Source organism: Sphaerisporangium melleum, from assembly GCF_014646695.1.
GTDB lineage: Bacteria > Actinomycetota > Actinomycetes > Streptosporangiales > Streptosporangiaceae > Sphaerisporangium > Sphaerisporangium melleum.
In genome coordinates this window covers 79,372-100,007 of record NZ_BMNT01000026.1, presented here as the reverse complement: position 1 = coordinate 100,007, position 20,636 = coordinate 79,372, and the positions used below count along the sequence as shown (strand labels likewise).

The window sequence follows — 20,636 nt, the reverse complement described above, 5'->3', positions numbered from 1 at the left end:
GTCTAGGCAGGGCGATCATCGATCTTCGTTCCGGGTGCTGTGTCATGCCGGTGGCGTGACCTTGGACAGGGCGTTGATGATCCGGTCTGACGTATCGCCCTGCCGGTCCGTGAGATTAGCAAGGAGCTTCAGGGCGAACCGCATCAGAGTGGGATGTGGCAGACCATGCCGGGTCAGGAACCCCATGACCCCGGGTTTGCCGATCGCCTCGACGAACAGGCGGCCAAGGGTGAAGTAGCCGCCGTAGGCGTCCTTGAGCGTCTGAGGATAGGCGCGCAGCACCCGCTCACGCTGCGCGGGGGTGGACCCGGACAGGGCCGTGACGATCGTGTCCGCGGCGATGCGCCCGGTCTCCATGGCGTAGGCGATGCCCTCACCGTTGAACGGGTTGATCGAACCGCCGGCGTCGCCGACCAGCACCAGGCCCCGGGTGTAGTGCGGCTGGCGGTTGAAGGCCATCGGCAGCGCGGCGCCGCGGATCGGCCCCGTCATGTTCTCCTCGGAGAAGCCCCACTCGGAGGGCATGTTCTTCACCCAGCGGCGCAGCAGGTCACGGTAGTCGAGGTTCTGGAACGCCTCGCTGGTGTTGAGCAGGCCGAGCCCGACGTTGCTGGTGCCGTCGCCGACGCCGAACACCCAGCCGTACCCCGGCAGCAGGCGGGGCTGGCCGTCCTCGCCGGTGTCCCACAGCTCCAGCCAGGACTCCAGCCAGTCGTCGTCGTGGCGGGGGCTGGTGAAGTAGGTGCGCACGGCGACGCCCATGGGGCGGTCGTCGCGGCGGTGCAGGCCCATGGCCAGGGACATGCGGGTGGAGTTGCCGTCGGCCGCGACGACCAGGCGGGCGCGGTAGGTGACGGGCTCGCCGTCCTTCTTGGCGGTCACGCCGACGATGTGGCCGCCGCGCGGGTCGAGGACGGGGCCGGTGACGTTGACGCCCTGCAGGACGGTGGCGCCGGCGCGCTCGGCGTGGCCGGCGAGGATCTCGTCGAAGTCCATGCGCGTGCGGACCAGGCCGAAGTCCGGGAAGCTCGACAGCTCCGGCCAGGCCAGCTCCAGGCGCATGCCGCCGCCGACGACGCGCAGCCCCTTGTTGCGGATCCAGCCCGGGGAGTCGATGTCGACGCCCATGGCGATCAGTTCTTTCACGGCGCGCGGGGTGAGACCGTCCCCGCACACCTTCTCGCGCGGAAACCTCGTCTTCTCCAGCAGCAGCACGTCAAAGCCGGCCTGTGCGAGGTAGAAGGCCGTGGTCGAACCCGCGGGCCCGGCGCCGACGACGATGACGTCGGCGTCCGCCGCGGGGGTTGACTCGCTCACGGGACCTGTCCTGTCGTGGATGTCGAGGGCCTTCGGGTCGAGGGGCCTTCGTTCCTTTGTGAACTACTTCACAAACTTGTCGGCGGAAGTCTAACCCTTTTTCCCTGCCCGCTGTCAGATGGAGCTTACCTACTCGGCCGCCGTCGGCTTAATCGCGCGGTGCAGGGCCACGATGCCCAGCGACAGGTTGCGCCACGCGACGCTCCGCCACCCGGCCTGCTGGAGGAGCCGGGCGAGGGCCGGCTGGTCGGGCCAGGCGCGGATCGACTCGGCGAGGTACTCATAGGAGTCGGGGTTGGAGCTCACCACACGCGCGACCGGAGGCAGCAGCTTCATGAGGTACTGGCTGTAGACCAACTCGAACGGCTTCACCGTCGGCCGGGAGAACTCGCAGACCACAAGGCGCCCGCCCGGCCGGGTGACCCGCAGCATCTCGCGCAGCGCGTCCACCGTGTCGTTGACATTGCGCAGGCCGAAGGAGATGGTCACCGCGTCGAAGACCTCGTCGGCGAATGGAAGTTTCAGAGCGTCGCCGCCGACGAAGGTGACGCGCTGCTCCCCCTCACCCGAAAGGCCCGAACCGCCGTGGCGGGCCGCGCCGGTGCGCAGCATGCCGAGGGAGAAGTCGCACGCGATCGCGCGCGCCCCGAGCCCGGTGAAGGCGTCGGTCGAGGTGCCGGTGCCCGCGGCCAGGTCGAGGACGAGCTCGCCCGGGCCCGCGTCGACGGCGGCGGCGGTCGCCCTGCGCCAGAGGCGGTCCTGGCCGAGCGAGAGCACATCGTTCACCAGGTCGTAGCGCCGGGCCGTACGGTCGAACATCGCCGCGACCTCGTGCGGCCGCTTGTCCAGGGAGGCACGCGTCATGGCGACAAGCTTAGTGGTCCTCGGCGTATCGACGGAAAGTGGTCACCTCGTCACCCTCGGTATGCTACGACTTGGTAGATGTCCACCCACCTGCCCACCCGCCGGCCGATCCTGAGGCCGGCCGCGCTCGCGGCCCCGCTGCTCGCAGGAGCGCTCGTCCTGTTGCCCGGCTCCCCCGTCTCCGCCGGCGCCGTGGCCCACCCCGGCGTGGTCTCGGCCGATCCCGTGGCCACGACCCCGCACGTGCTCGACGGCATCGTCAACGCCTTCGCCCTCGTCGGGCGCACGGTCGTGGTCGGAGGGTCCTTCCGCCAGGTGCGCGAGGCCGGCCGTTCCGAACGGCTGGCGCGCGGCAACCTGTTCGCCTTCGACCTGTTCACCGGAAAGGTGGACCGCCGGTTCGCGCCGCGGGTGGACGGTCCGGTGACCGCGCTGGCCGCCGGCCCCGACGGCACGGTCTACACCGGCGGCTCCTTCGTCTCGGCGGGCGGCGCCGGCACCCGCGGGCTGGCCCGGCTCCGGGTGGCCGACGGCGCGCCGGTCCCCGGCTTCTCCGCGCCGGCGCGGGGCGGCGACGTCTCCAGCCTCGTCCTGCACTCCGGCCGCCTCTACGCCGGCGGCGACTTCACCGGCATCGGCCGCGTCCGGCGCACGGCGCTCGCCAGGCTCGACCCCGCCACCGGCGCGGTGGACCCGGCGTTCACCGTGACCCCCGGCGGCGGGCGCGGCGAGGTGAAGATCACCGCGATGGCGGCCGCCCGTGACCGGCTCGCGGTGGACGGCTCCTTCACCACCCTGGACGGGCAGCCGCGGCAGCAGGTGGGGCTGATCGACATCGGCGCCACCCGCCCGGCGGTAACGGGCTGGCGCACTGAGGCGTACACCGCCGTGTGTAAAGATGTGTTCCCTTCTTACGTCAGAGGCCTGGATTTCTCACCAGACGGACAGTATTTCGTCGTGGTGACGACAGGCGGTGCGAAGGGGCCGCGCAAGCTCTGCGATTCCGCGGCCCGCTTCGAGACCTATTCCCGGGACCGGGTGGTCCGGCCCACGTGGGTCAACCACACTGGCGGTGACTCGCTGTACTCGGTGGCGGTCACCGGGGCCGCGGTGTACGTCGGCGGCCATCAGCGCTGGCTGGACAACCCGCGCGGCTCCGACTCGGCGGGGCCGGGCGCGGTGGCCCGGCCCGGCATCGGGGCGATCGACCCGGTCACCGGTAAAGCGCTCGCGTGGAACCCGACCCGTGATCGGGGCATCGGCGTCAAAGCCTTCCTCGCGCACGAGCGGGGCCTTCTGATCGGAAGCGACACCACGCACCTTGGACACGAGTACCATGCCCGGGTCGGCATGTTCCCGCTCCCCTAACCCCTGCGGCCCTTGCTGATCTGCTCACTCACCGCGTCTCGCTGCTTGGACAGCAGCACGTAGCTGGCTATGCCGCTGATCACGAAGCTGGTCACCAGGAGCCAGAAGACGTCGTGAAGGCCGATCAGGTAGAGCACACCCAGGGTGACGGCGAACAGTCCCAGCCGTGACGCGGTGTAAACGAGAAACGGTCGCACAACGTCGAGGTTACGGCACCTGCCGGCCGGGCCGCCTACCGGTCGCCCGGCCCGTGGGGCGATTTCGGACGCGCAGCTTTAGCCGCTCACTTCGCATCGGGAGCGAGCACTGCTAGTGTTCACATCACGGCGCTTATGTAAAGAAACACCCACGAGCGCCCCAAAGAGGCTCTATCATATAACAAACGGGCAGTCAGCTGATAACAACCCGTGATCAGTGGATGTAAACCACGGATATATCAGTTTTTTGCTCGGCAAACTGGATACCTGTCCGCCCGCTTCAGGACGCGGGATGCGAGGGGGAGAGATTGTGGAGAGTAGCAGCGAGCGCCTGCTGACCCCCGGAGAGGTTGCCGCCCTCTTCCGGGTCGATCCAAAAACGGTGACCCGCTGGGCGGCCGCCGGCCGCATCAGCAGTATCCGAACCCCCGGAGGGCACCGGCGTTTCCGCGAGTCGGAGGTGCACGCCCTCCTGCGTGGCGAGGAAGTCCTCACGGCCGAACGGCCGAGCGGCGACTCACCGCGTGTCTGATGTACAGGTGAGAGCTGGTCGTGCCCGGCGTCCTTCGCAGGGCTCGACGTCCTCGCACCGCACCATGCACCATCGGTGATCCTGCGTGCCCCCCGGAAGCCGCAGGGTCACTGTTCTTTTTTGGGTGACCTTTACCCGAATTTCGGTCCTAATCTGCCGGGCGTTCTTCGCCTCGGCACGCGCCCCCGCCGGTGGTCGCCACGGCGTCATCGGCCGGCGGTGCGCGCTCAGCGGTCCGAACCCGCCTGCGACTCCTTGAAGGCCAGGAACTCCCGCTCCAAGGCGTCGTTGTCCTCCCGCCAGCGCCTGCGCCGCTCGGCCTCCTGCTCCTCGGTGATCGACTCGGGCAGCCAGCGGTCGTACTCGGGGTCGCTCGGCGCCAGCTCCACATAGGCGTTGCCGATCAGGCGCCCGTCGTCACTGGCGAGGGTGCGAGGTATCCGCAACGTCCCGTCCGCGAGCCGGATGACGAACATGGCGGATCACCTAGATTCCGTAGCGCCGGTTGAAGAACAGCATGACATTGAGCGCCGCGCGCGTGTCCCCGTTCAGCATGTCGAGCAGCGCCGGCCGCTGCCGCGAGGCGATCGCGGCGAAGGCGTCGGCGAAGAATTCCTTACGGCCCAGGCCACCGGGCTGCCGGTGGAACGCCGACGCGAACAGCGGGGTGCACTCCTCGTACAACGCGGCGAACTCCGGCGAGTCGGACACCCACTCGCCCTGGGCCGCGTCGATGTCGTCCAGGGCGTGACCGGTCTCGTGCATCATGACGTCCGGCGTCGGCGACGGCCGGTCGCCCACCACGATCTTGCGATCGCCGTACGCGCCCGCGCAGATGTCCCAGGTCGCCCGGCCCGACGGCAGCGGCGCGCCCCGCAGATAGCCCATGTCGTCCAGATCGGGGACACCCCCGGGCCCGACGTAGATGCCGTCCAGTCCGACCGTCAGAAGCGCTTTCAGGCGCTCGGGGAGCCGGGCCAGGCTGTCGATGGCCCGCACGGCGTCCGGCGAGGGCGGCCCGTCCGCGGCGTCCCACTGGCGGTACAGGATCTGCTCCAGCGGGCCGCAGTGCCGCAGTCCGTCACCGCGGTCGGGGCTGTCGGGAGAATTCGGCTGGGCCAGCGGCGGCTCGTCGTCCAGCTCGAAGTCACGCCAGATGTACTGCGGGCGGTCGACCACGGGGGCGGTCACGGCCCGCGAACCGTCCACGGGCGGACGATCACCGGCCCAGAACGCGTCGGCCCTGCTCTCCCGGCGGCCCGCCCGGCGGCCACTCTCCCGCGGCTCGGCGCGGCCCTCGCGCAGCGAATCAGGCCGTCCGGCGTCACGGCGGTCCGCCCGGGCCTCGCGCACCGGCTCGGCGCGGTCGGTCTCGGCCGCCTGCTCGGCCCCACCCTCGCGGGGCGCCTCGCCACGGTAGGGGAAGGCGTACGACCCACGCTGCCGCCAGCGCGGCCCTCTGCGGTGGCGTCCCTTGTCGCCCGGGAACGCCGTCAACGCCGCGCCCAGGGGGCCAGGGCGAACGCGACCATCGGCACACCTCTCCATCCGCGCGAAGCGTGGTCACGGACCACCGTACGTCGAGCCCGCGCGGGAGTCATCAGGAATGTCCGACGGTGATGGATCTGAAGGCGGCTCACACGGAGCGGACACGATCTACTTTCGGATGACATACCCTGCGGACATGCCTAGCGTGCTTCTCGGTCTGGCGCTGTTGGCCTTCTGGCTCTACTGCCTGTTCGACGCGATCACCACACCCGAGGGCGACGTGCGGAACCTGCCGAAAATCCTGTGGGTCCTCATGCTCGTCCTCCTCCCGGGTCTCGGCGGGGTGTTGTGGCTGCTCCTCGGGCGTCCATTGAGCGGGCAGGCCGTACGACGGCAGCGCATGGGCCGTCCAGGCCCCCGGCCCTCCGTGCCCCGTGGCCCCGACGACGACCCCGACTTCCTCCGTGACCTCGACCGCCGCCTCCGCCGCGAGGACGACTGAGCTGTGCTGAATTGCCTCGCTACGCTCGGCGGCTCGTGGCGCCCTTGAGGCTGTACCTCTTTGCCTCGCTTCGCTCGGCGTGCTCGTGGCGCCTTTGAGGCGGCGCTCTTCGTCGTCGTTCACGAGCGCTCCGGGGCGGAAGGGCAAAGGGAGGCTTGGAAGGGGTGCCCGGTCCGCTGGGGAGGCGGAGGCGGTGCCGTTCTCGCGTCCTCAGGGCGGCGGAGGGTGCCGGGTTTGGGAGCAATCCCGGGAATGGCGGAGCGCCCTCCAGGGGGCGCTCCGCGAGGTCAGGGGAGGGTCAGGGGACCTGGGCGTAGGAGTGCAGGCCGGACAGGAAGATGTTCACCCCGATCAGGTTGAACAGCAGGCACCCGAACGCGACGAGCTGGATGATCACCGCGGCCCGTCCCCGCCACCCGGCGGTCGCCCTGGCGTGCAGGTACGCCGCGTAGGCGATCCAGGCGATGAACGACCAGACCTCCTTGGGGTCCCAGCCCCAGTAGCGACCCCACGCCTTGTCGGCCCACAGGGCTCCGGCGATCACCGCGAACGTCCAGATCGGGAAGGCGATCACGATGGCCCGGTGCGCCACCCGGTCGAGCTCGGCCCGGCCGGGCAGCCGTGACGGCCCCTCGCCACGCGCCAGGTACAGCACGCCCGCGACGCCCGCGAGGATGAACAGGCCGCTCGCGCAGATGGCCGCGGTGACGTGGATGGCGATCCAGTAGGAGTTCAGGGCGGGCACGACCGGCCCGGCCTGCACGTGCAGGTAGCGCACGGCGAAGCCCAGGCCGAGCGCCGCCGCGAGCGAGACGAACGCGCCGAGGAACCGCACCGGCAGGCGCGCCTGCATGACCAGGAACGCGGTCACCGCCGCGAAGCAGATCGCCACCACGAACTCGTACATGTTGCCCCACGGCCAGCGGCCGACGGCCAGGCCCCGGGTGGCGATCGCGCCGAGGTTGGCGGCCCAGCCGAGCCAGCTCAGCGCGACGGCGACGGTGGCGGCGTGCGCGGCCCACGCCGGAGTGCGCCGGCCGGCCTCCGAACCCTCCGGGCCCGCGCCGGTGTCCTCCCCGCCGGACGCGCCGGCCGGGCGGTCGAGGGTCTGGACGGCACCGCCTGCGGCGACCTTGGCCCGCGCCGCCGTACCGGACGCGGCCAGGGACGGGACGGCGGCGCCGGTCGTCCCGGTCTTGCGCGAGGAGCGGCCGAAGCCGAGGTCGAGCGCGTAGCCGATCATGGCGAACACGTACAGCAGGACGGTGGCCAGGATCAGCTGGTCGCTGAACGTGGCCAGGCCCCCGTTGACGTCAGTGGGCATCCTTGACTCCTTGCGGCGAGGCGGCCGGGCCTGCCTCGGCTTCCTGAGACGAGGTCACGGAGCGACCGGCCTCTGCTTGGTGCCGCGGAGCGGCCTCGTCGTCCTTGGAACCACGCGGCGGCGCCGCCCGGTCTTCGGACCCTCCCGGCGGTTCCGGGCCGTCCTCGGCTCCGGACGGTGGCGCCACGCCGGTCAGGGCGGTGACGATCTGGCCGAACTCCTCGGCGAACGCGGTGTCGCCGCCCTCAGTGCGGGGCAGCCCGCCCACGTCCACGGTACGGGCCGCGCCGTCGCCGTCCTCGGTCACCCGCACCCAGACGCGGCGGCGGCGGACGGTCAGCGAGAGCACCAGCCCGAGGACGGCGAGCGCGGCCGCCACCAGAGCCGGCCCGCGGCCGGGGTCGTAGGCGATCTGCAGGCTGATCCACTCGCGTACGCCGGTGAGCTGGATCGAGCCCGCGCCGCCGGGCAGCGGCAGGGTGTCACCGACCGCCAGCGGCTTGGTCTTGAGGCCCATGACCAGCGGCTTGAGCTTGGCGGTGTCGAGCTGGTACACCGACTGCGGGCGGCCGGTGTTCATCCCGAGGTCGCCGGAGAAGGCGAAGACCTGGGCCGTCGGGTTGGCCATCCCCGGGAAGATCGAGATCCATGAGCCGTCGGCGGCCGGCACGGTGGTCGGCAGGAAGCGCACCAGGAAGCCGAGCTGCTCGGGGAGCGCGTCCGGCACCTTGATGACGCACTCGGAGGTGTAGGTCACCTGGTCGGCGGTCAGGCACGGCACCGGGCCCTCGAAGGCCACCTGCCCCTTGCCGTCGAGCACCTTGAACGTCGGGGCGTAGCCGTGGCCGAGCAGGTAGGTCTGCGTGCCGTTGACCTCCAGCGGCTCGTTGACCCGCAGCTCGTAGGGCCGCTCCGGCGCGCCCGGGTGGTCGGCGACCCGCAGCGAGGCCGAGAAGTCCAGCGGCTGGCCGCGGCGCTCGCCGGCCGCGACGTAGGTCGCCTGAAAGTCCTTGAGTGTGAAGGAGAAGGGCTCCAGCGAGTCGGGGGACACCCGCTGGCCGGGGATGTAGCGGTCGTAGGCGGAGACGGTGTTGGCGAAGCCGTTGCCCTCGACGAGCAGCACGTTGCCCCGGTAGCCGTACAGGCCGCCGGCCCCGACGGCGATCAGCAGGGCGAGCAGGGCGGCGTGGAACAGCAGGTTCCCGGTCTCGCGCAGGTAGCCCTTCTCCGCGGCGACCCAGCCCGGCCCGGTGACCGTGCGGAAGCGCCGCGCGCGCAGCACCGCGGCCAGGGACTCGACCGTCGCGGCCTCGCCGGTGCGGAAATAGGCGTGCTGCGGGAGCCGGGAGAGGTTGCGCGGCGCCGCCGGGGGCCTGCGCCGCAGCTCGCGCCAGTGGGCCGCGGCCCGCGGCAGGACGCATCCGGCCAGTGAGATGAACAGCAGCAGGTACGTCGCCGCGAACCACGGCGAGGTGAACACGTCGAACAGCCACAGCCGGTCCAGCCAGGCCGCGGCCTGCGGACTGTCCTTGAAGTACTGGGCGACCTTGTCGGGGCTGATCGACCGCTGCGGGTAGATCGACCCGGGCACCGAGGCGAGGGCGAACAGGAACAGCAGGATCAGCGCCGTGCGCATGGAGGTCAGCAGCCGCCACGCCCAGCGCAGCCAGCCGACCGGCCCGAGCCCCGCGGGCGCGGCCTGAACGTCCTGCGTCTGTTCGGTCGTCGTCATGTCAGATCACCGGCTCGAAGGCGCCCACCCAGCCCTGGATGCCGGCGATGAACTGGCCCCACAGGCCGGTCACCAGCAGCACGCCGACGACGACGAGCATGGCGCCGCCGGCCCGGGTGATGAGCCGAGAGTGGCGGCGGACCGCCGCGAACGTCTGGATGGCCTTGCGGTAGGCGAGCGCCGCGAGGACGAACGGGACGCCCAGCCCGAGGGCGTAGGCGAAGGCGAGCACGGCGCCGCGCACCGCGCTGGCCTGGTCGAGGGAGAGGGTGAGCACGGCCGACAGGGTCGGGCCGATGCACGGCGTCCAGCCGAGGCCGAAGACGACGCCGAGCAGGGGCGCGCCCGCGATGCCCGCGGCGGGGAAGCGGTGGATGCGCACGTCCCTCTGCAGCCCGGGGAGCAGGCCGAGGAAGGCCAGGCCGAGCACGATCGTCAGCGCGCCGAGCACCCGGGTGATCACCTCTGAGTTGCCGAGCAGCAGCGCGCCGAGCCCGCCGAACAGCGCGCCGCCGGCCACGAAGACCACGGAGAAGCCGAGGACGAACAGGGCGCTTCCCGCGACCATCGGCCCGCGTCTGGGGTCGCCGCTCATGCCGGTCACGTAGGACAGGTAGCCGGGCACCAGCGGCAGCACGCACGGCGACAGGAAGGACACCAGGCCTGCGACCAGCGCGATCGGCAGCGCGAGCAGCAGCGAGCCGGCCATGACCGTGCCGGCGGGGCCGCTCACGGCGCCTCCCGCAGGCCGGAGCCCCCGTGGGCGCGGCGGTCACTTCTCATCGCTGACCTTGGTCACCACGTTCAGCAGGTCGGAGTGGCGCACCTCGCCGAGGGCGCGGGCGGCCACCCTGCCCTGGCGGTCGAGCACCAGCGTCGAGGGGATGGCGGCGGGGTTGACCATGCCGTGGAACGCGAGCGCGACCTTGCCCGGCTGGTCGTACAGGCTTGGGTACCCCGGCTGCTGGGCGCGCTGGAAGGCCAGGGCCTGCGCCTTGTCGTCCTTGGCGTCCACGCCGAGGAACCGCACGCCGAGGTCCTTGGTCTGGGAGGCGATGTCCTTCAGCACGGGCGCCTCGCTGCGGCACGGGGCGCACCAGGACGCCCAGAAGTTGAGCACGACGACGTTGCCCCGGTGCTCGGCCAGCGAGGCGCGGGCGCCGTCCAGCGTCTGCCCCTCGATCGGCGGGGCGGCCTGCCGTTCGGCGGCGGGCACCACGCGCATGCTGCCGTCTCCGGCCACGAAGCGGGTGTCGCCGGACTGCGGCTGTGAGGATCCCTGGCCGCCGGCGCATCCGGAAAGGGCCGCCGCGGCCAGCAGCGCGGTGACGAAGGCGCGGGACTTCGAGGACACGGAGCAGGGTCTCCTTGTACTACAAGAGGTAGAGCTCAAACCCTACCCAGCGCACCGGACGCCCTCGCAATCGGGGCGCGGCGCCGGGAGGGGGCGCTAACCGCGCTCGGGCGGGCGCGGCGGGCGGGACGGGCGCACCAGCGAGGCCGCCGGCTCGCTGTAGCCGATGCTGGCCAGCCGGTCGCCCTCGAAGGTGAAACTCGTCACGCTGGCGAGGGCGCACTGCCGGCGGCGCGGGTCGTGCCACAGGCGGCGGCCCTCGGCGGCCAGCCGGATCACCCAGATCGGGAGCTGGTGGCTGACCATGACGGCCTCGTGGCCGCGGGCCCGCACCCGGGCGGCGTCGACGGCCGCGCGCATCCGGCTGACGATCTTGATGTACGGCTCGCCCCAGGAGGGCCGGGCGGGGTTCCACATGTGCCGGTAGTTGCGCGGCACGCGGAACATGCCGCCGACCACGTGACCCTGGAAGATGTTGTCGGCCTCGATGAGCCGGGCATCGCTCGTGATGGGCAGGTCGAGCGTCTCGGCGATCGGGGCCGCGGTCTCCTGTGCCCGCTCGAGCGGCGAGCTGTAGAGCGCGACGATGTCGCGGCCCGCGAACGCCTTGGCCACCAGCTCGGCCATGGAGCGGCCGTTGTCGGACAGGTGATATCCGGGCAGCCTGCCATAGAGCAGGTTCTGGGGATTGTGCACCTCTCCGTGCCGGAGCAGGTGAACAACGGTGCTTTCAGTCATGACGGACACCAGAGTACTGTCCTGGCCCCTGCCGCCCCTCTCGCACCGCCCCGGCGCGCCCTCGTGCCGCCGGGACCGCGGCGGCCTCCCCCGGTGCACCCGCCTCGGCGGGACGGGACGGACCGGAGAGCGCGGGAACGGGAACCGCCGTTGCCGGAAGGGAACCGCCGGACGCGGGGACGTCCTGCCCCGCGTCGACCGCGGAGATCGGGAGCATGCCCGGCGGAGCCAACTGCCGCAGCACCTCCACGGCCGCGCGGATGGCCGGGCGGCGCGCGGCGTCGGTGCGCCAGATGGCGTAGATGCGCCGGGTGGGACGCGGCCTGAGCGGCACGATGGCGACCCCCTCGGGCACGTGGCCGCGGCCGAGACGCGGCACGATGGCGCAGCCCAGGCCGGCGGCGACCAGCGCGAGCTGCGTCGGGTACTCGTCGGCCATGCAGGCGAACTCCGGCTCCAGGGAGGAGGTGCGCAGCGTGAAGACCAGCCAGTCGTGGCACACGGTGCCGGGCGAGGAGCTGATCCACCGCTCGCCGTGCAGCGCGGCCAGGTCGATCTCACGCTCGCCCGCCAGCGGATGAGCGGCTGGGATCGCCACGTCGGCCACGTCGTCGAACAGCACGGCCCGCGACAGCCCTTCCGGAATGGCCATCGGCCGGTTCAGCCAGTCCTGGACCAGGGCCAGGTCGAGCTCGCCGCGGGACACCTCGCGGACCTGCCGCTCGGGGTCGCGTTCGTACAGCACCAGGTCGAGGTCGGGGTGGCGTCGCCTGAGCTCGCTGAGCGCCTCGGGGAGCAGCCCGCGCGCGGCCGTCGGGAACGCGGCCATGGTGAGCCGGCCGACCACGGCGCCGCGCAGGGCCTCGAAGTCGGCCTCGGCGGTCTCCACGAGGGCGAGGATGCGCTCGGCGTGCTCGGCGAGCAGCCCGGCGGCGTCGGTCAGCTTGACCCCGCGCCCGCTGCGCTCGACGAGCCGCGCGCCGGTCTCGCGTTCGAGCTTGGCGATCTGCTGGGAGATGGCCGACGGGGTGACCATCAGCGCCTCCGCCGCGGCCCCGACCGAGCCGTACACCGCGACCGCGTGCAACGCCTTCAACCGATGCAGATCGAGCATACAGCGATGCTAAATCATCCTCCGGCCGAAGGCGCGTCTCATCTGAAACGAGCGCCCATGGCGACGGTCAGGCAGCGGCGGCGGCGGCCTTGGCGGCGGCGGGCAGGGCCTCGGCGACCCGGGAGAGGGCCTCCTCGTCGTGGGCGGCCGACAGGAACCACGCCTCGTACGCCGACGGCGGCAGGTAGACGCCCTGGTCGAGCATCGAGTGGAAGAACGCGCGGTACGCCCCGGTGTCCTGGCTGCGCGCTCCGGTGAAGTCGGTGACCGGCTCCTCGGTGAAGAAGATCGAGAACAGGTTGCCCGCCCGCTGCAGCCGGTGCGGAACCCCGGCCGTCGCCAGGGCGTCCGAGGCGGCGCGCCCGATGATGAGGGCGGCGGCGTCCACCCGGTCGTAGACCTCCTCGTCGCAGGCCCGCAGCGTGGCCAGCCCGGCGGCGCAGGCCAGCGGGTTGCCCGACAGCGTTCCGGCCTGGTAGACGGGCCCTTCGGGCGCGAGCCGGCTCATGACCTCGGCACGCCCGCCGAACGCGGCGGCGGGCAGGCCGCCGCCCATGACCTTGCCGAAGGTCATCAGGTCGGCCTCGACCGGGTCCAGGCCGTACCACCCGGCGGCGCTCACCCGGAAACCGGTGAGCACCTCGTCCATGATGAGCAGGGCGCCGCTCGCCGTGCACAGCTCGCGCAGCAGGGCGTTGAAGCCCGCGGCCGGCGGCACCACGCCCATGTTGGCCGGGCACGCCTCGGTGATCACGCAGGCGATCTCGTCGCCGTACGCCGCGAACGCCTCGCGGACGGCGTCCGGCGCGTTGTACGGCAGCACGATGGTGTCGGCGGCCGAGGAGCCGGTCACCCCCGGGGTGTCCGGCAGGCCGAACGTCACCACGCCCGAGCCGGCGGAGGCCAGCAGAGCATCCACGTGGCCGTGGTAGCAGCCGGCGAACTTCACCACGCGCGAGCGGCCGGTGAAGCCACGGGCGAGCCGCACGGCCGACATGGTGGCCTCGGTGCCGGAGCTGACCAGGCGGACCTTCTCCACCGGCGCGATCCGCGCGACGATCTCCTCGGCGAGCTCGACCTCGCCGCGGGTGGCGGTGCCGAAGGAGGTGCCGTGGGCGAGGGCCGCCGTGAGCGCCTCGACGACGGCCGGATGCCGGTGGCCGAGGATCATCGGGCCCCAGGAGCAGACAAGGTCGACATAGCGGTTGCCGTCGGCGTCGGTGATGTACGCCCCTTCGCCGGACTCCATGAACCGGGGCGTCCCGCCGACGGCCCCGAAGGCCCGCACCGGGGAGTTGACGCCGCCCGGCACGATGGCGCGGGCACGCTCGAACAGGTCTGCTGAGATCTTCGTACGGCTCACGGGTCCAGGTTAGCCCGCGAGGGCGCCGCCCTCACCGGGGCCCGGGATCACCGCGAAAGCCCGCGGGCAGGTCACTCGCAGGCGTCGGCGAGCCGGTCGAGGACGTGCAGCGGGTCGGGCAGCGGCCGGCCGTCCGGCGGGCGCAGCCAGCGGGAGTGCGTGCCGTCGGCCAGCGCGGAGGGCGGGGCCAGGACGTAGCTGTCGCGGCAGTGCCAGCGCAGGCCCGGGGTGTCCTCGATCGTCTCGGGCGTGTGGTCGAGGTGGCAGGACCACCACTCGTCCTCGTCCTCGGGGGCGCCGCGGGTGGCGACGAAGAAAAGGACCCGGTCGCCGTTCGCGGCGACCGGGCCCGTGTGGAAGGCGGCGGCGTCCATGGCGGCGAGGGCCGTCTGGCCCGCCGCGGCCGGTACGTCGAAGACGTCGAACACCCTGCCGGTGGGAAGGATGACGTTCGCCTCGGGGTTCTGCTCCCACCATCGGGTGAGCACCGAGGTGTCCGTCGTGGCCATCATCTTCCAGGCCGGCGAGGTCGGGTGGGCTCCCGGGTCGGGACAGCCGACGCGGTCGCACGAACAGGCGCGCCCGCCCTCACGAAGCGGATGAGCGCCTGGACAGCTCGCCCAGCCGAGCTCGGCGTACCCGAGCACCGCCGTGATCGCGTGCGCCTTGGTATGGGATTTGGCGCGCTTTCTCGCCCGGCGAGCCGTCAGTGGTACCCCGACCATTCGTGTTCCTCCCCCACCCTGCCTTTCACCGATGATGCCCGATGGCGGGCGTCCAAGGTGCGGCGACCCCCGGAAAATGACCCGTCAGGATAGTCTCCTGGCCACTTCGGTAGCCCAATATGTGAGGATCATGTCCGCCCCGGCGCGCCGGATGGCGATCAGCGACTCCATGATGATGCGCTCACGGTCGACCCAGCCGTTGGCCGCCGCGGCCTCGACCATGGCGTACTCTCCGCTCACCTGGTAGGCCGCGACCGGCACGTCGACGCTGTCGCGCACCTGGCGCAGGATGTCCAGGTAGGGCAGCGCGGGCTTGACCATGACGGCGTCGGCGCCCTCGGCCAGGTCGAGCCGCACCTCGCGCAGCGCCTCGCCGATCGGCCCCGCCGGGTCCTGCTGGTAGGCGTTGCGGTCGCCGAACTGCGGCGCGCACTCGGCGGCCTCCCTGAACGGCCCGTAGAAGGCGGAGGCGTACTTGGCGGAGTAGGCGAGGATCGGGATGTGGGAGAAGCCGTCGGCGTCCAGGGCGGCGCGGATGGCGCCCACCTGGCCGTCCATCATGCCGCTCGGCGCGATGACCTGCGAGCCGGCCCTGGCCTGGGCGACGGCGGCGGAGGCATAGCGCTCCAGCGTCGCGTCGTTGTCCACCTCGCCGTCCGGGGTGAGCACGCCGCAGTGCCCGTGGTCGGTGAACTCGTCCAGGCAGGTGTCGGTCATGATCGTCAGGGCGTCGCCGAGGTCGGCCCGCAGGTCGGCCACGGCCTTCTGCACGACGCCGTCGGGGTCGTCGGCGGCCGAGCCCCGGGCGTCCTTGACCGCGGGGACGCCGAACAGGATCAGCCCGCCCACGCCGGCCTCGGCGGCCTCGTGGGCGGCCTTGCGCAGCGAGTCGCGGGTGTGCTGGAACACCCCGGGCATCGAGCCGACCGGCACCGGCTCGGTGACGCCCTCCTTGACGAACATCGGCAGCACCAGGTCGGCCGGGTGCAGCCGGGTGCCCGCCACCATGCGCCGCATCGCGGCGGTGCGGCGCAGCCTGCGCGGCCGCGCGACGGGGAACCGCGCGTCGGTCATCGTCTCATCTCCCCCTCCCGGGCGGTCGGGCGTGGACCGCACGCGCCGCGCGCCCGGGCGTTCTCGTCCGTCCCCGTGGCCCGGCCGGGCCACGGGTCACTTGGCCCGGCGGCGGGCTCCTCTGCGGGTCTGTGAGGGCCGCCGCGGGACGTCTCCGGCGGCGAGGGCCGCCTGACGCTGCTTGGCGCCGTACTCCGCCAGGGCCGCCGCCAGGGCGGAGGCGGAAGGGCTGTCGGCCATGATGTCCACCCGCAGGCCGAACTCCTCGGCGGTCTTGGCGGTCTGCGGCCCGATGACCGCGATGACCGTCACGTTGTGCGGCTTGCCGGCGATGCCGACCAGGTTGCGCACGGTGCTGGAGGAGGTGAACAGCACGGCGTCGAAGCCGCCGCCCTTGATCGCCTCGCGGATCGGCGCGGGCGGCGGTGCGGCGCGCACGGTGCGGTAGGCCGTGACGTCGTCGCACTCCCAGCCCAGCTCGGTCAGGCCCGCGATCAGCGTCTCGGTGGCGATGTCGGCACGCGGCAGCAGCACGCGGTTGATCGGGTCCAGCATCGAGTCGTACGGCGGCCACTCGGCCAAAAGGCCCTCGGAGGAGTGGTCGCCCACCGGCACCAGGTCGGGCTTGACGCCGAACTCCACCAGCGCCCTGGCCGTGGCCTCGCCGACCGCGGCGACCTTCAGTCCGGCGAACGCCCGCGCGTCCAGGCCGTACTCCTCGAACTTCTCCCTGATCGCCTTGACGGCGTTGGCCGAGGTGAAGGCCACCCACTCGTAGCGGCCGGTCACCAGGCCCTTGATCGCGCGGTCCATCTGCTGGGGGGTGCGCGGCGGCTCCACGGAGATCGTCGGCACCTCCTCGGGCACCGCGCCGTACGAGCGGAGCTGCTCCGACAGGCCGGCGGCCTGCTCCTTGGTGCGCGGCACCAGCACGCGCCAGCCGAACAGCGGCTTGTTCTCGAACCAGGACAGCTTGTCGCGGGCGGTCACCGCGTCGCCGATCACGATGACGGCGGGCTCGGCCATGCCGGCGTGCTTGAGGTCGGCGGCGAGCCTGCCGAGCGTGGACGCCACGGTGTACTGCTCGGTGGTGGTGCCGCTCTGGGTGACCGCGACCGGGGTGGTGTCGGGCCTGCCCGCGGCGACCAGCGCCTTGGCGATCGGGACGGCCTCGCCGACACCGTTGTAGATCACCAGGGTGCCCGCGGAGGAGGCGTGCGCCGACCAGTCGTCCACCTGGGCGGCGTCCACGACACGGAACTCCGGCGCGCCGGCCGCCGGGGCGATGCCGGCGTAGGTCAGCACGGCGGTCGCCGGGGGCACACCGGGCACGATCTCGAACTCGATGTCGGCCTTGGCGCAGGCGGCGACCTCGTCGGTGACCGAGGAGAAGAAGCCGGGGTCACCGGGGCACAGGCGCACGACGTGGCCCCCGGCCTTGGCCTCCTGCACGGCCTGGAGCGGCACGGCCCCGGTGTCGCCGGAGACGTCCACGACCCGGACGTCCTGGCGGCAGTGGCGCAGCAGCCCGCCGCAGGCGTCCTTGTCGAGCACGACGACGTCGGCCCGCGACAGCAGGTCGGCGCCGCGCAGGGTCAGGAGGTTCTCGTCACCCGGCCCGGCGCCCACGAACGCCACGAAGCCGGTGCGCCCCCGCTCGCCGCCGCCCGGGCGGCCGCCGGCGGCCTGGGGCGCGCCTGTCACGCCCGTGGCCTGCGTGGTGCCGGGCTCGGTGGTCTTGCTGGTCTGGCTACCGGAGCTCAATGGGTCCGCTCCCCCATCAACGTGCCGGCTCCCTCGGCGATCATGGCGGTCGCGAGATCGCGACCGAGCTCCATGGCCGCCGCGGGATCACCGGCGGTGGACTTGCGCACCGACCGGGCGCCATCTAGGGCGACCACGGTGGCGGTCAGGTTGAGAATGTGCCCGTCATCGGCCGCGTACGCACCTACCGGCGCACTGCAACCGGCCTCGAGGGCGGCCAGCACGGCGCGTTCGGCGGCGACCGCCGCGCGGGTGCGCGGGTCGTCCAGGACGGCGAGCAACTCGATCATGGCCGCGTCATCGGCGCGGCACTCCACGGCCAGGGCCCCCTGGCCCGGCGCGGGGAGCATGTCGGCGACCTCGAACAGCTGCGCGATCTCGGCCTCCCGGCCGATGCGGCCGAGCCCCGCGGCGGCCAGCACCACGGCGTCCAGCTCGCCGGAGGTCACCTTGCCGATACGGGTGTCGGCGTTGCCGCGGATGGCGACGTACTCGATGTCGGGGCGGAGCAGGCGAAGCTGTGCCACGCGGCGCGGCGAACCGGTGCCCACCCGGGCGCCGGCCGGCAGATCGGCGAGCCCGGCCGGCCCGACGAGGGCGTCGCGCGGGTCGTCCCTGGGCGGAATCGCCGCGATGACCACGTCCGGGTCGGGCTTGGTGGGCAGGTCCTTGAGGGAGTGGACCGCGAAGTCGATCTCGCCGTGGAGGAGCTTCTCGCGCAGGGCGCTGACGAAGACGCCGGTGCCGCCGAGCTGGGCGAGGTGGGCGCGGGTGACGTCGCCGAAGGTCGTGACGCCGACGAGTTCGATCTGTCGGCCGGTCAGCTCGGTCAGCCGGTGCGCGACCAGCCCTGACTGGGTGGTCGCCATCAGGCTCTTGCGCGTGCCCAGCCGGAGCACACGCTGCGCGGTGGCCGGACCGGCGCCGTGGCCGCTCATGCGTCCTCCTCGCCGGCGAGGCCGGTGAGGTCGGTCTCGACCTCGGCCACGTCGGCTCTCGTCACTGCCTCGGGCACCTTCGGGTTCAGGTCGAACAGCTCACGCAGGGCCTCGGCGTAATGGTCGCCCGCGGGCGACGCGGCCAGGCGCTTGACCCGTACCGTCGGCTCGTGGAGCAGCTTGTCCACGACCCGGCGCACGGTCTGGGTGATCTCGCCGCGCACCCGCTCGTCGATCTCGGGCACCCGGGTGACCAGCCGCCCGAGCTCGGCCTCCACGACGTCGGCGGCCTTGGCGCGCAGGGCCACCACCGTCGGGGTGACCTTCGCCGCGCGCTCGGCCCGGAGATACTCGCAGACCTCGGCCGCCACGATCGACCTGACCGCGGCGACGCCTTCGGAGACCTCGCCGCCGGCGCCCTCGCCGCCGAGCCCGGACTGCTGCATCGACTCCAGATCGACCAGCGTGACGCCGGGCAGGGTGCGGACCCCGGGGTCCACGTCGTGCGGAAGCGCGAGGTCGAGCAGGAACAACGGCTCGGAACGCGCGGCTCGCGCCACCATCTCGGTGTCGATGACCACGCTACCTGCTCCAGTGCATGAGATGACCAGGTCGGCGGCGGCGAGCTCACGCCCGACCTCGGCCAGTTCGACGGCCCGGCCGCCGACGCTCTGCGCCAGCCGCTCGGCCCGCTCTAAGGTGCGGTTGGCCACCACGATGTCGGTCACGCCGGCCCGGGCGAGGGTGGCGGTGGACAGCGCGCTCATCGAGCCGGCGCCGACCACGAGGGCCCGCCTGCCCTGGATGGGGCCGAGGACCCGCTCGGCGAGGGTGAGGCCGACGCCGACCAGCGAGGCGCCCGCGCGGTCGATGCCGGTCTCGGTGTGGGCGCGCTTGCCCACGCGCAGCGCCTGCTGGGCCAGCTCGTTCAGGATGCTGCCCGCGGTGCCCTCGTCCTGGGCTAGCCGCAGCGAGCGGCGCACCTGGCCGAGGATCTGCCCCTCGCCGACGACCATGGAGTCCAGGCCGCAGGCCACGGCGAACAGGTGCTCGACGACCCGGTCCTCGTAGTGGACGTACAGGTGGCGGGTGAGCTGCTCCTGGGGGACGCCCGAGTGCGCGCCGAGCAGGCCTGCGACCGCGGAGACACCGCCGTGGAAGCGGTCGACCTCGGCGTACACCTCGACCCTGTTGCAGGTGGAGACGATCATCGCCTCGGACACGTGCTCGTCCCTGACGATGTCGTGCAGCAACTTGACCAGGGTCTCTCCGGTCGCCGAGACCCGCTCCAGCAGCGCCACCGGCGCCGTCCTGTGGCTGAGACCAACCGCGAGAAGGCTCATGCGTCCATCGCCTCGGCCATCATGGAACTCCCTGTCTCACGGTCCGCTTTGCGCTGTTCATGGAACGCAAGGATTTGCAGTTCGGTCGAGAGGTCGACCTTGCGGACATCGACTCCGTCAGGCACGTTGAGCACGACGGGGGCGAAGTTCAAGATACTCGTGACCCCCGCCGCGATGACCCGGTCGGCCACCTGCTGGGCGGCCGCCGCGGGCGTGGCGATCACCACGATGGAGACCCCTCGATTCTCGATCACGTTTTCCAGTCCGTCGGTGTGCTCGACGGCCATCCCCACGAGCCGCTCGCCCACCACGGCGGGGTCGGCGTCGAAGAGCGCGGCCACCCGGAAGCCTCGGGAGACGAACCCGCCGTAGTTGGCGAGCGCACGGCCGAGGTTGCCGACCCCGACGATGGCGACGGCCCAGTCCTGGGTCAGGCCGAGCTCGCGTGAGATCTGGTAGATCAGGTACTGGACGTCGTAACCGACGCCACGTGTGCCGTAGGACCCCAGGTGGGAGAGGTCCTTGCGGAGCTTCGCCGAGTTGACTCCCGCGGCGACGGCCAGGTCTTCTGAGCTTACGGTGGAGATGCCCCGCTCCGCGAGCCCGTTCAGCGCGCGCAGGTAGAGCGGCAGTCGCGCGACGGTCGCATCGGGGATGCCACGATCGCGCGCTTGGGACGGGCGGCGGGTCACTTGACCGGAACTCCAGGGGACGGGCGGCCGGTGCATCCCGGCCGCGCTCGCAGGTGACGATGGTTTGTCAAGAAGAGGACGGGAGCATCCAGGTTAGTACCTTTGTGAAGCTACGCACAAAGTAACGGGCGCCCGCTCTCGGGTGCCAACTGTCCCAGGTAGGGGTCCCGGTCGCCGAATCGGGCCCTGTCCCCTGTGACAGATCGC

The 20,636-nt window shown here is 72.2% G+C and carries 21 protein-coding genes; 3 read left to right on the top strand and 18 right to left on the bottom strand.

The annotated features are described in order from the left end of the window. Nucleotides 1-42: 42 nt before the first annotated feature. Together IEY93_RS23020 and IEY93_RS23015 are read right to left on the bottom strand one after the other, a co-directional pair. A complete protein-coding gene (locus tag IEY93_RS23020; protein ID WP_189165183.1) occupies nucleotides 43-1,317 on the bottom strand; it encodes a geranylgeranyl reductase family protein in 1,275 nt (424 codons plus the stop codon). 129 nt (nucleotides 1,318-1,446) lie between these two features. Continuing rightward, nucleotides 1,447-2,181, bottom strand: coding sequence for a demethylmenaquinone methyltransferase (locus IEY93_RS23015; RefSeq protein WP_189165182.1), 735 nt, complete (start codon nucleotides 2,179-2,181; stop codon nucleotides 1,447-1,449). A gap of 78 nt (nucleotides 2,182-2,259) precedes the next feature. Here IEY93_RS23015 and IEY93_RS23010 point away from each other — a divergent pair, with 78 nt between their 5' ends. After that, the gene (locus IEY93_RS23010) at nucleotides 2,260-3,549 is read left to right on the top strand and encodes a delta-60 repeat domain-containing protein (RefSeq protein ID WP_189165181.1); all 1,290 of its coding nucleotides are present in this window, start codon (nucleotides 2,260-2,262) and stop codon (nucleotides 3,547-3,549) included. On the opposite strand, the gene IEY93_RS23005 is transcribed toward IEY93_RS23010, so the two are convergent. Continuing rightward, nucleotides 3,546-3,746: a DUF4229 domain-containing protein gene (locus IEY93_RS23005; protein WP_189165180.1), complete on the bottom strand. Its 201-nt coding sequence runs from the start codon at nucleotides 3,744-3,746 to the stop codon at nucleotides 3,546-3,548. The two genes, IEY93_RS23010 and IEY93_RS23005, sit on opposite strands and share 4 nt — an antisense overlap. Before the next feature lie 292 nt (nucleotides 3,747-4,038). Here IEY93_RS23005 and IEY93_RS23000 point away from each other — a divergent pair, with 292 nt between their 5' ends. Beyond that, nucleotides 4,039-4,278: a BldC family transcriptional regulator gene (locus tag IEY93_RS23000; protein ID WP_189165217.1), complete on the top strand. Its 240-nt coding sequence runs from the start codon at nucleotides 4,039-4,041 to the stop codon at nucleotides 4,276-4,278. Nucleotides 4,279-4,505: 227 nt separating this feature from the next. Here IEY93_RS23000 and IEY93_RS22995 read toward each other — a convergent pair whose 3' ends face one another. Further along, entirely contained in the window at nucleotides 4,506-4,754 is a 249-nt protein-coding gene (locus IEY93_RS22995) for a hypothetical protein (protein WP_189165179.1), read from the bottom strand. A gap of 10 nt (nucleotides 4,755-4,764) precedes the next feature. Then, nucleotides 4,765-5,775 (bottom strand): hypothetical protein, encoded by a 1,011-nt coding sequence (locus tag IEY93_RS22990; protein ID WP_229691379.1) that lies wholly within the window; start codon nucleotides 5,773-5,775, stop codon nucleotides 4,765-4,767. A 187-nt stretch (nucleotides 5,776-5,962) separates the two neighbouring features. Here IEY93_RS22990 and IEY93_RS22985 point away from each other — a divergent pair, with 187 nt between their 5' ends. Beyond that, the gene (locus tag IEY93_RS22985) at nucleotides 5,963-6,268 is read left to right on the top strand and encodes a PLDc N-terminal domain-containing protein (protein ID WP_189165178.1); all 306 of its coding nucleotides are present in this window, start codon (nucleotides 5,963-5,965) and stop codon (nucleotides 6,266-6,268) included. Nucleotides 6,269-6,566: 298 nt separating this feature from the next. Here the strand turns inward: IEY93_RS22985 and ccsB are convergent, their stop codons facing one another. The 13 genes from ccsB to IEY93_RS22920 form a co-directional block, all read right to left on the bottom strand. Then, nucleotides 6,567-7,592 (bottom strand): c-type cytochrome biogenesis protein CcsB, encoded by a 1,026-nt coding sequence (gene ccsB, locus IEY93_RS22980; protein ID WP_189165177.1) that lies wholly within the window; start codon nucleotides 7,590-7,592, stop codon nucleotides 6,567-6,569. Further along, entirely contained in the window at nucleotides 7,582-9,324 is a 1,743-nt protein-coding gene (gene resB / locus IEY93_RS22975; RefSeq protein WP_189165176.1) for a cytochrome c biogenesis protein ResB, read from the bottom strand. Before resB ends, ccsB begins: the two co-directional genes overlap by 11 nt. 1 nt (nucleotide 9,325) lies before the next feature. After that, entirely contained in the window at nucleotides 9,326-10,033 is a 708-nt protein-coding gene (locus IEY93_RS22970) for a cytochrome c biogenesis CcdA family protein (protein WP_189165215.1), read from the bottom strand. Nucleotides 10,034-10,096: 63 nt separating this feature from the next. After that, the gene (locus IEY93_RS22965; RefSeq protein ID WP_189165175.1) at nucleotides 10,097-10,678 is read right to left on the bottom strand and encodes a TlpA family protein disulfide reductase; all 582 of its coding nucleotides are present in this window, start codon (nucleotides 10,676-10,678) and stop codon (nucleotides 10,097-10,099) included. Nucleotides 10,679-10,774: 96 nt separating this feature from the next. Beyond that, entirely contained in the window at nucleotides 10,775-11,416 is a 642-nt protein-coding gene (locus IEY93_RS22960; RefSeq protein WP_189165174.1) for a histidine phosphatase family protein, read from the bottom strand. Continuing rightward, a complete protein-coding gene (locus IEY93_RS22955) occupies nucleotides 11,409-12,530 on the bottom strand; it encodes a LysR family transcriptional regulator (protein ID WP_307837607.1) in 1,122 nt (373 codons plus the stop codon). Before IEY93_RS22955 ends, IEY93_RS22960 begins: the two co-directional genes overlap by 8 nt. 67 nt (nucleotides 12,531-12,597) lie before the next feature. Then, nucleotides 12,598-13,893: a glutamate-1-semialdehyde 2,1-aminomutase gene (gene hemL / locus IEY93_RS22950; RefSeq protein ID WP_189165173.1), complete on the bottom strand. Its 1,296-nt coding sequence runs from the start codon at nucleotides 13,891-13,893 to the stop codon at nucleotides 12,598-12,600. A gap of 71 nt (nucleotides 13,894-13,964) precedes the next feature. Next, entirely contained in the window at nucleotides 13,965-14,618 is a 654-nt protein-coding gene (locus IEY93_RS22945; RefSeq protein ID WP_189165172.1) for a bifunctional DNA primase/polymerase, read from the bottom strand. A gap of 84 nt (nucleotides 14,619-14,702) precedes the next feature. Next, a complete protein-coding gene (hemB, locus tag IEY93_RS22940) occupies nucleotides 14,703-15,692 on the bottom strand; it encodes a porphobilinogen synthase (protein WP_189165171.1) in 990 nt (329 codons plus the stop codon). 96 nt (nucleotides 15,693-15,788) lie between these two features. After that, nucleotides 15,789-17,321 carry a bifunctional uroporphyrinogen-III C-methyltransferase/uroporphyrinogen-III synthase gene (locus tag IEY93_RS22935; protein ID WP_189165214.1) on the bottom strand — a complete coding sequence of 511 codons (1,533 nt, stop codon included), beginning with the start codon at nucleotides 17,319-17,321 and terminating at the stop codon, nucleotides 15,789-15,791. Nucleotides 17,322-17,452: 131 nt separating this feature from the next. Further along, nucleotides 17,453-18,394: a hydroxymethylbilane synthase gene (hemC, locus tag IEY93_RS22930; protein WP_189165170.1), complete on the bottom strand. Its 942-nt coding sequence runs from the start codon at nucleotides 18,392-18,394 to the stop codon at nucleotides 17,453-17,455. Beyond that, entirely contained in the window at nucleotides 18,391-19,737 is a 1,347-nt protein-coding gene (locus IEY93_RS22925) for a glutamyl-tRNA reductase (RefSeq protein ID WP_189165169.1), read from the bottom strand. Before IEY93_RS22925 ends, hemC begins: the two co-directional genes overlap by 4 nt. Then, nucleotides 19,734-20,429, bottom strand: coding sequence for a redox-sensing transcriptional repressor Rex (locus IEY93_RS22920; RefSeq protein WP_203968768.1), 696 nt, complete (start codon nucleotides 20,427-20,429; stop codon nucleotides 19,734-19,736). The genes IEY93_RS22925 and IEY93_RS22920 overlap by 4 nt, the downstream gene beginning before the upstream one ends. Between the last annotated feature and the right edge of the window lie 207 nt (nucleotides 20,430-20,636).

Excerpts from the sequence above, each read along its gene's own strand:
- IEY93_RS23015 (WP_189165182.1), bottom strand. The coding sequence starts at position 2,181 with ATGACGCGTGCCTCCCTGGACAAGCGGCCGCACGAGGTCGCGGCGATG.
- IEY93_RS23010 (WP_189165181.1), top strand. The coding sequence starts at position 2,260 with ATGTCCACCCACCTGCCCACCCGCCGGCCGATCCTGAGGCCGGCCGCG.
- IEY93_RS23000 (WP_189165217.1), top strand. The coding sequence starts at position 4,039 with ATGCGAGGGGGAGAGATTGTGGAGAGTAGCAGCGAGCGCCTGCTGACC.
- IEY93_RS22995 (WP_189165179.1), bottom strand. The coding sequence starts at position 4,754 with ATGTTCGTCATCCGGCTCGCGGACGGGACGTTGCGGATACCTCGCACC.
- IEY93_RS22985 (WP_189165178.1), top strand. The coding sequence starts at position 5,963 with ATGCCTAGCGTGCTTCTCGGTCTGGCGCTGTTGGCCTTCTGGCTCTAC.
- ccsB (WP_189165177.1), bottom strand. The coding sequence starts at position 7,592 with ATGCCCACTGACGTCAACGGGGGCCTGGCCACGTTCAGCGACCAGCTG.
- resB (WP_189165176.1), bottom strand. The coding sequence starts at position 9,324 with ATGACGACGACCGAACAGACGCAGGACGTTCAGGCCGCGCCCGCGGGG.
- IEY93_RS22970 (WP_189165215.1), bottom strand. The coding sequence starts at position 10,033 with ATGGCCGGCTCGCTGCTGCTCGCGCTGCCGATCGCGCTGGTCGCAGGC.
- IEY93_RS22960 (WP_189165174.1), bottom strand. The coding sequence starts at position 11,416 with ATGACTGAAAGCACCGTTGTTCACCTGCTCCGGCACGGAGAGGTGCAC.
- IEY93_RS22955 (WP_307837607.1), bottom strand. The coding sequence starts at position 12,530 with ATGCTCGATCTGCATCGGTTGAAGGCGTTGCACGCGGTCGCGGTGTAC.
- IEY93_RS22945 (WP_189165172.1), bottom strand. The coding sequence starts at position 14,618 with ATGGTCGGGGTACCACTGACGGCTCGCCGGGCGAGAAAGCGCGCCAAA.
- hemB (WP_189165171.1), bottom strand. The coding sequence starts at position 15,692 with ATGACCGACGCGCGGTTCCCCGTCGCGCGGCCGCGCAGGCTGCGCCGC.
- hemC (WP_189165170.1), bottom strand. The coding sequence starts at position 18,394 with ATGAGCGGCCACGGCGCCGGTCCGGCCACCGCGCAGCGTGTGCTCCGG.
- IEY93_RS22925 (WP_189165169.1), bottom strand. The coding sequence starts at position 19,737 with ATGAGCCTTCTCGCGGTTGGTCTCAGCCACAGGACGGCGCCGGTGGCG.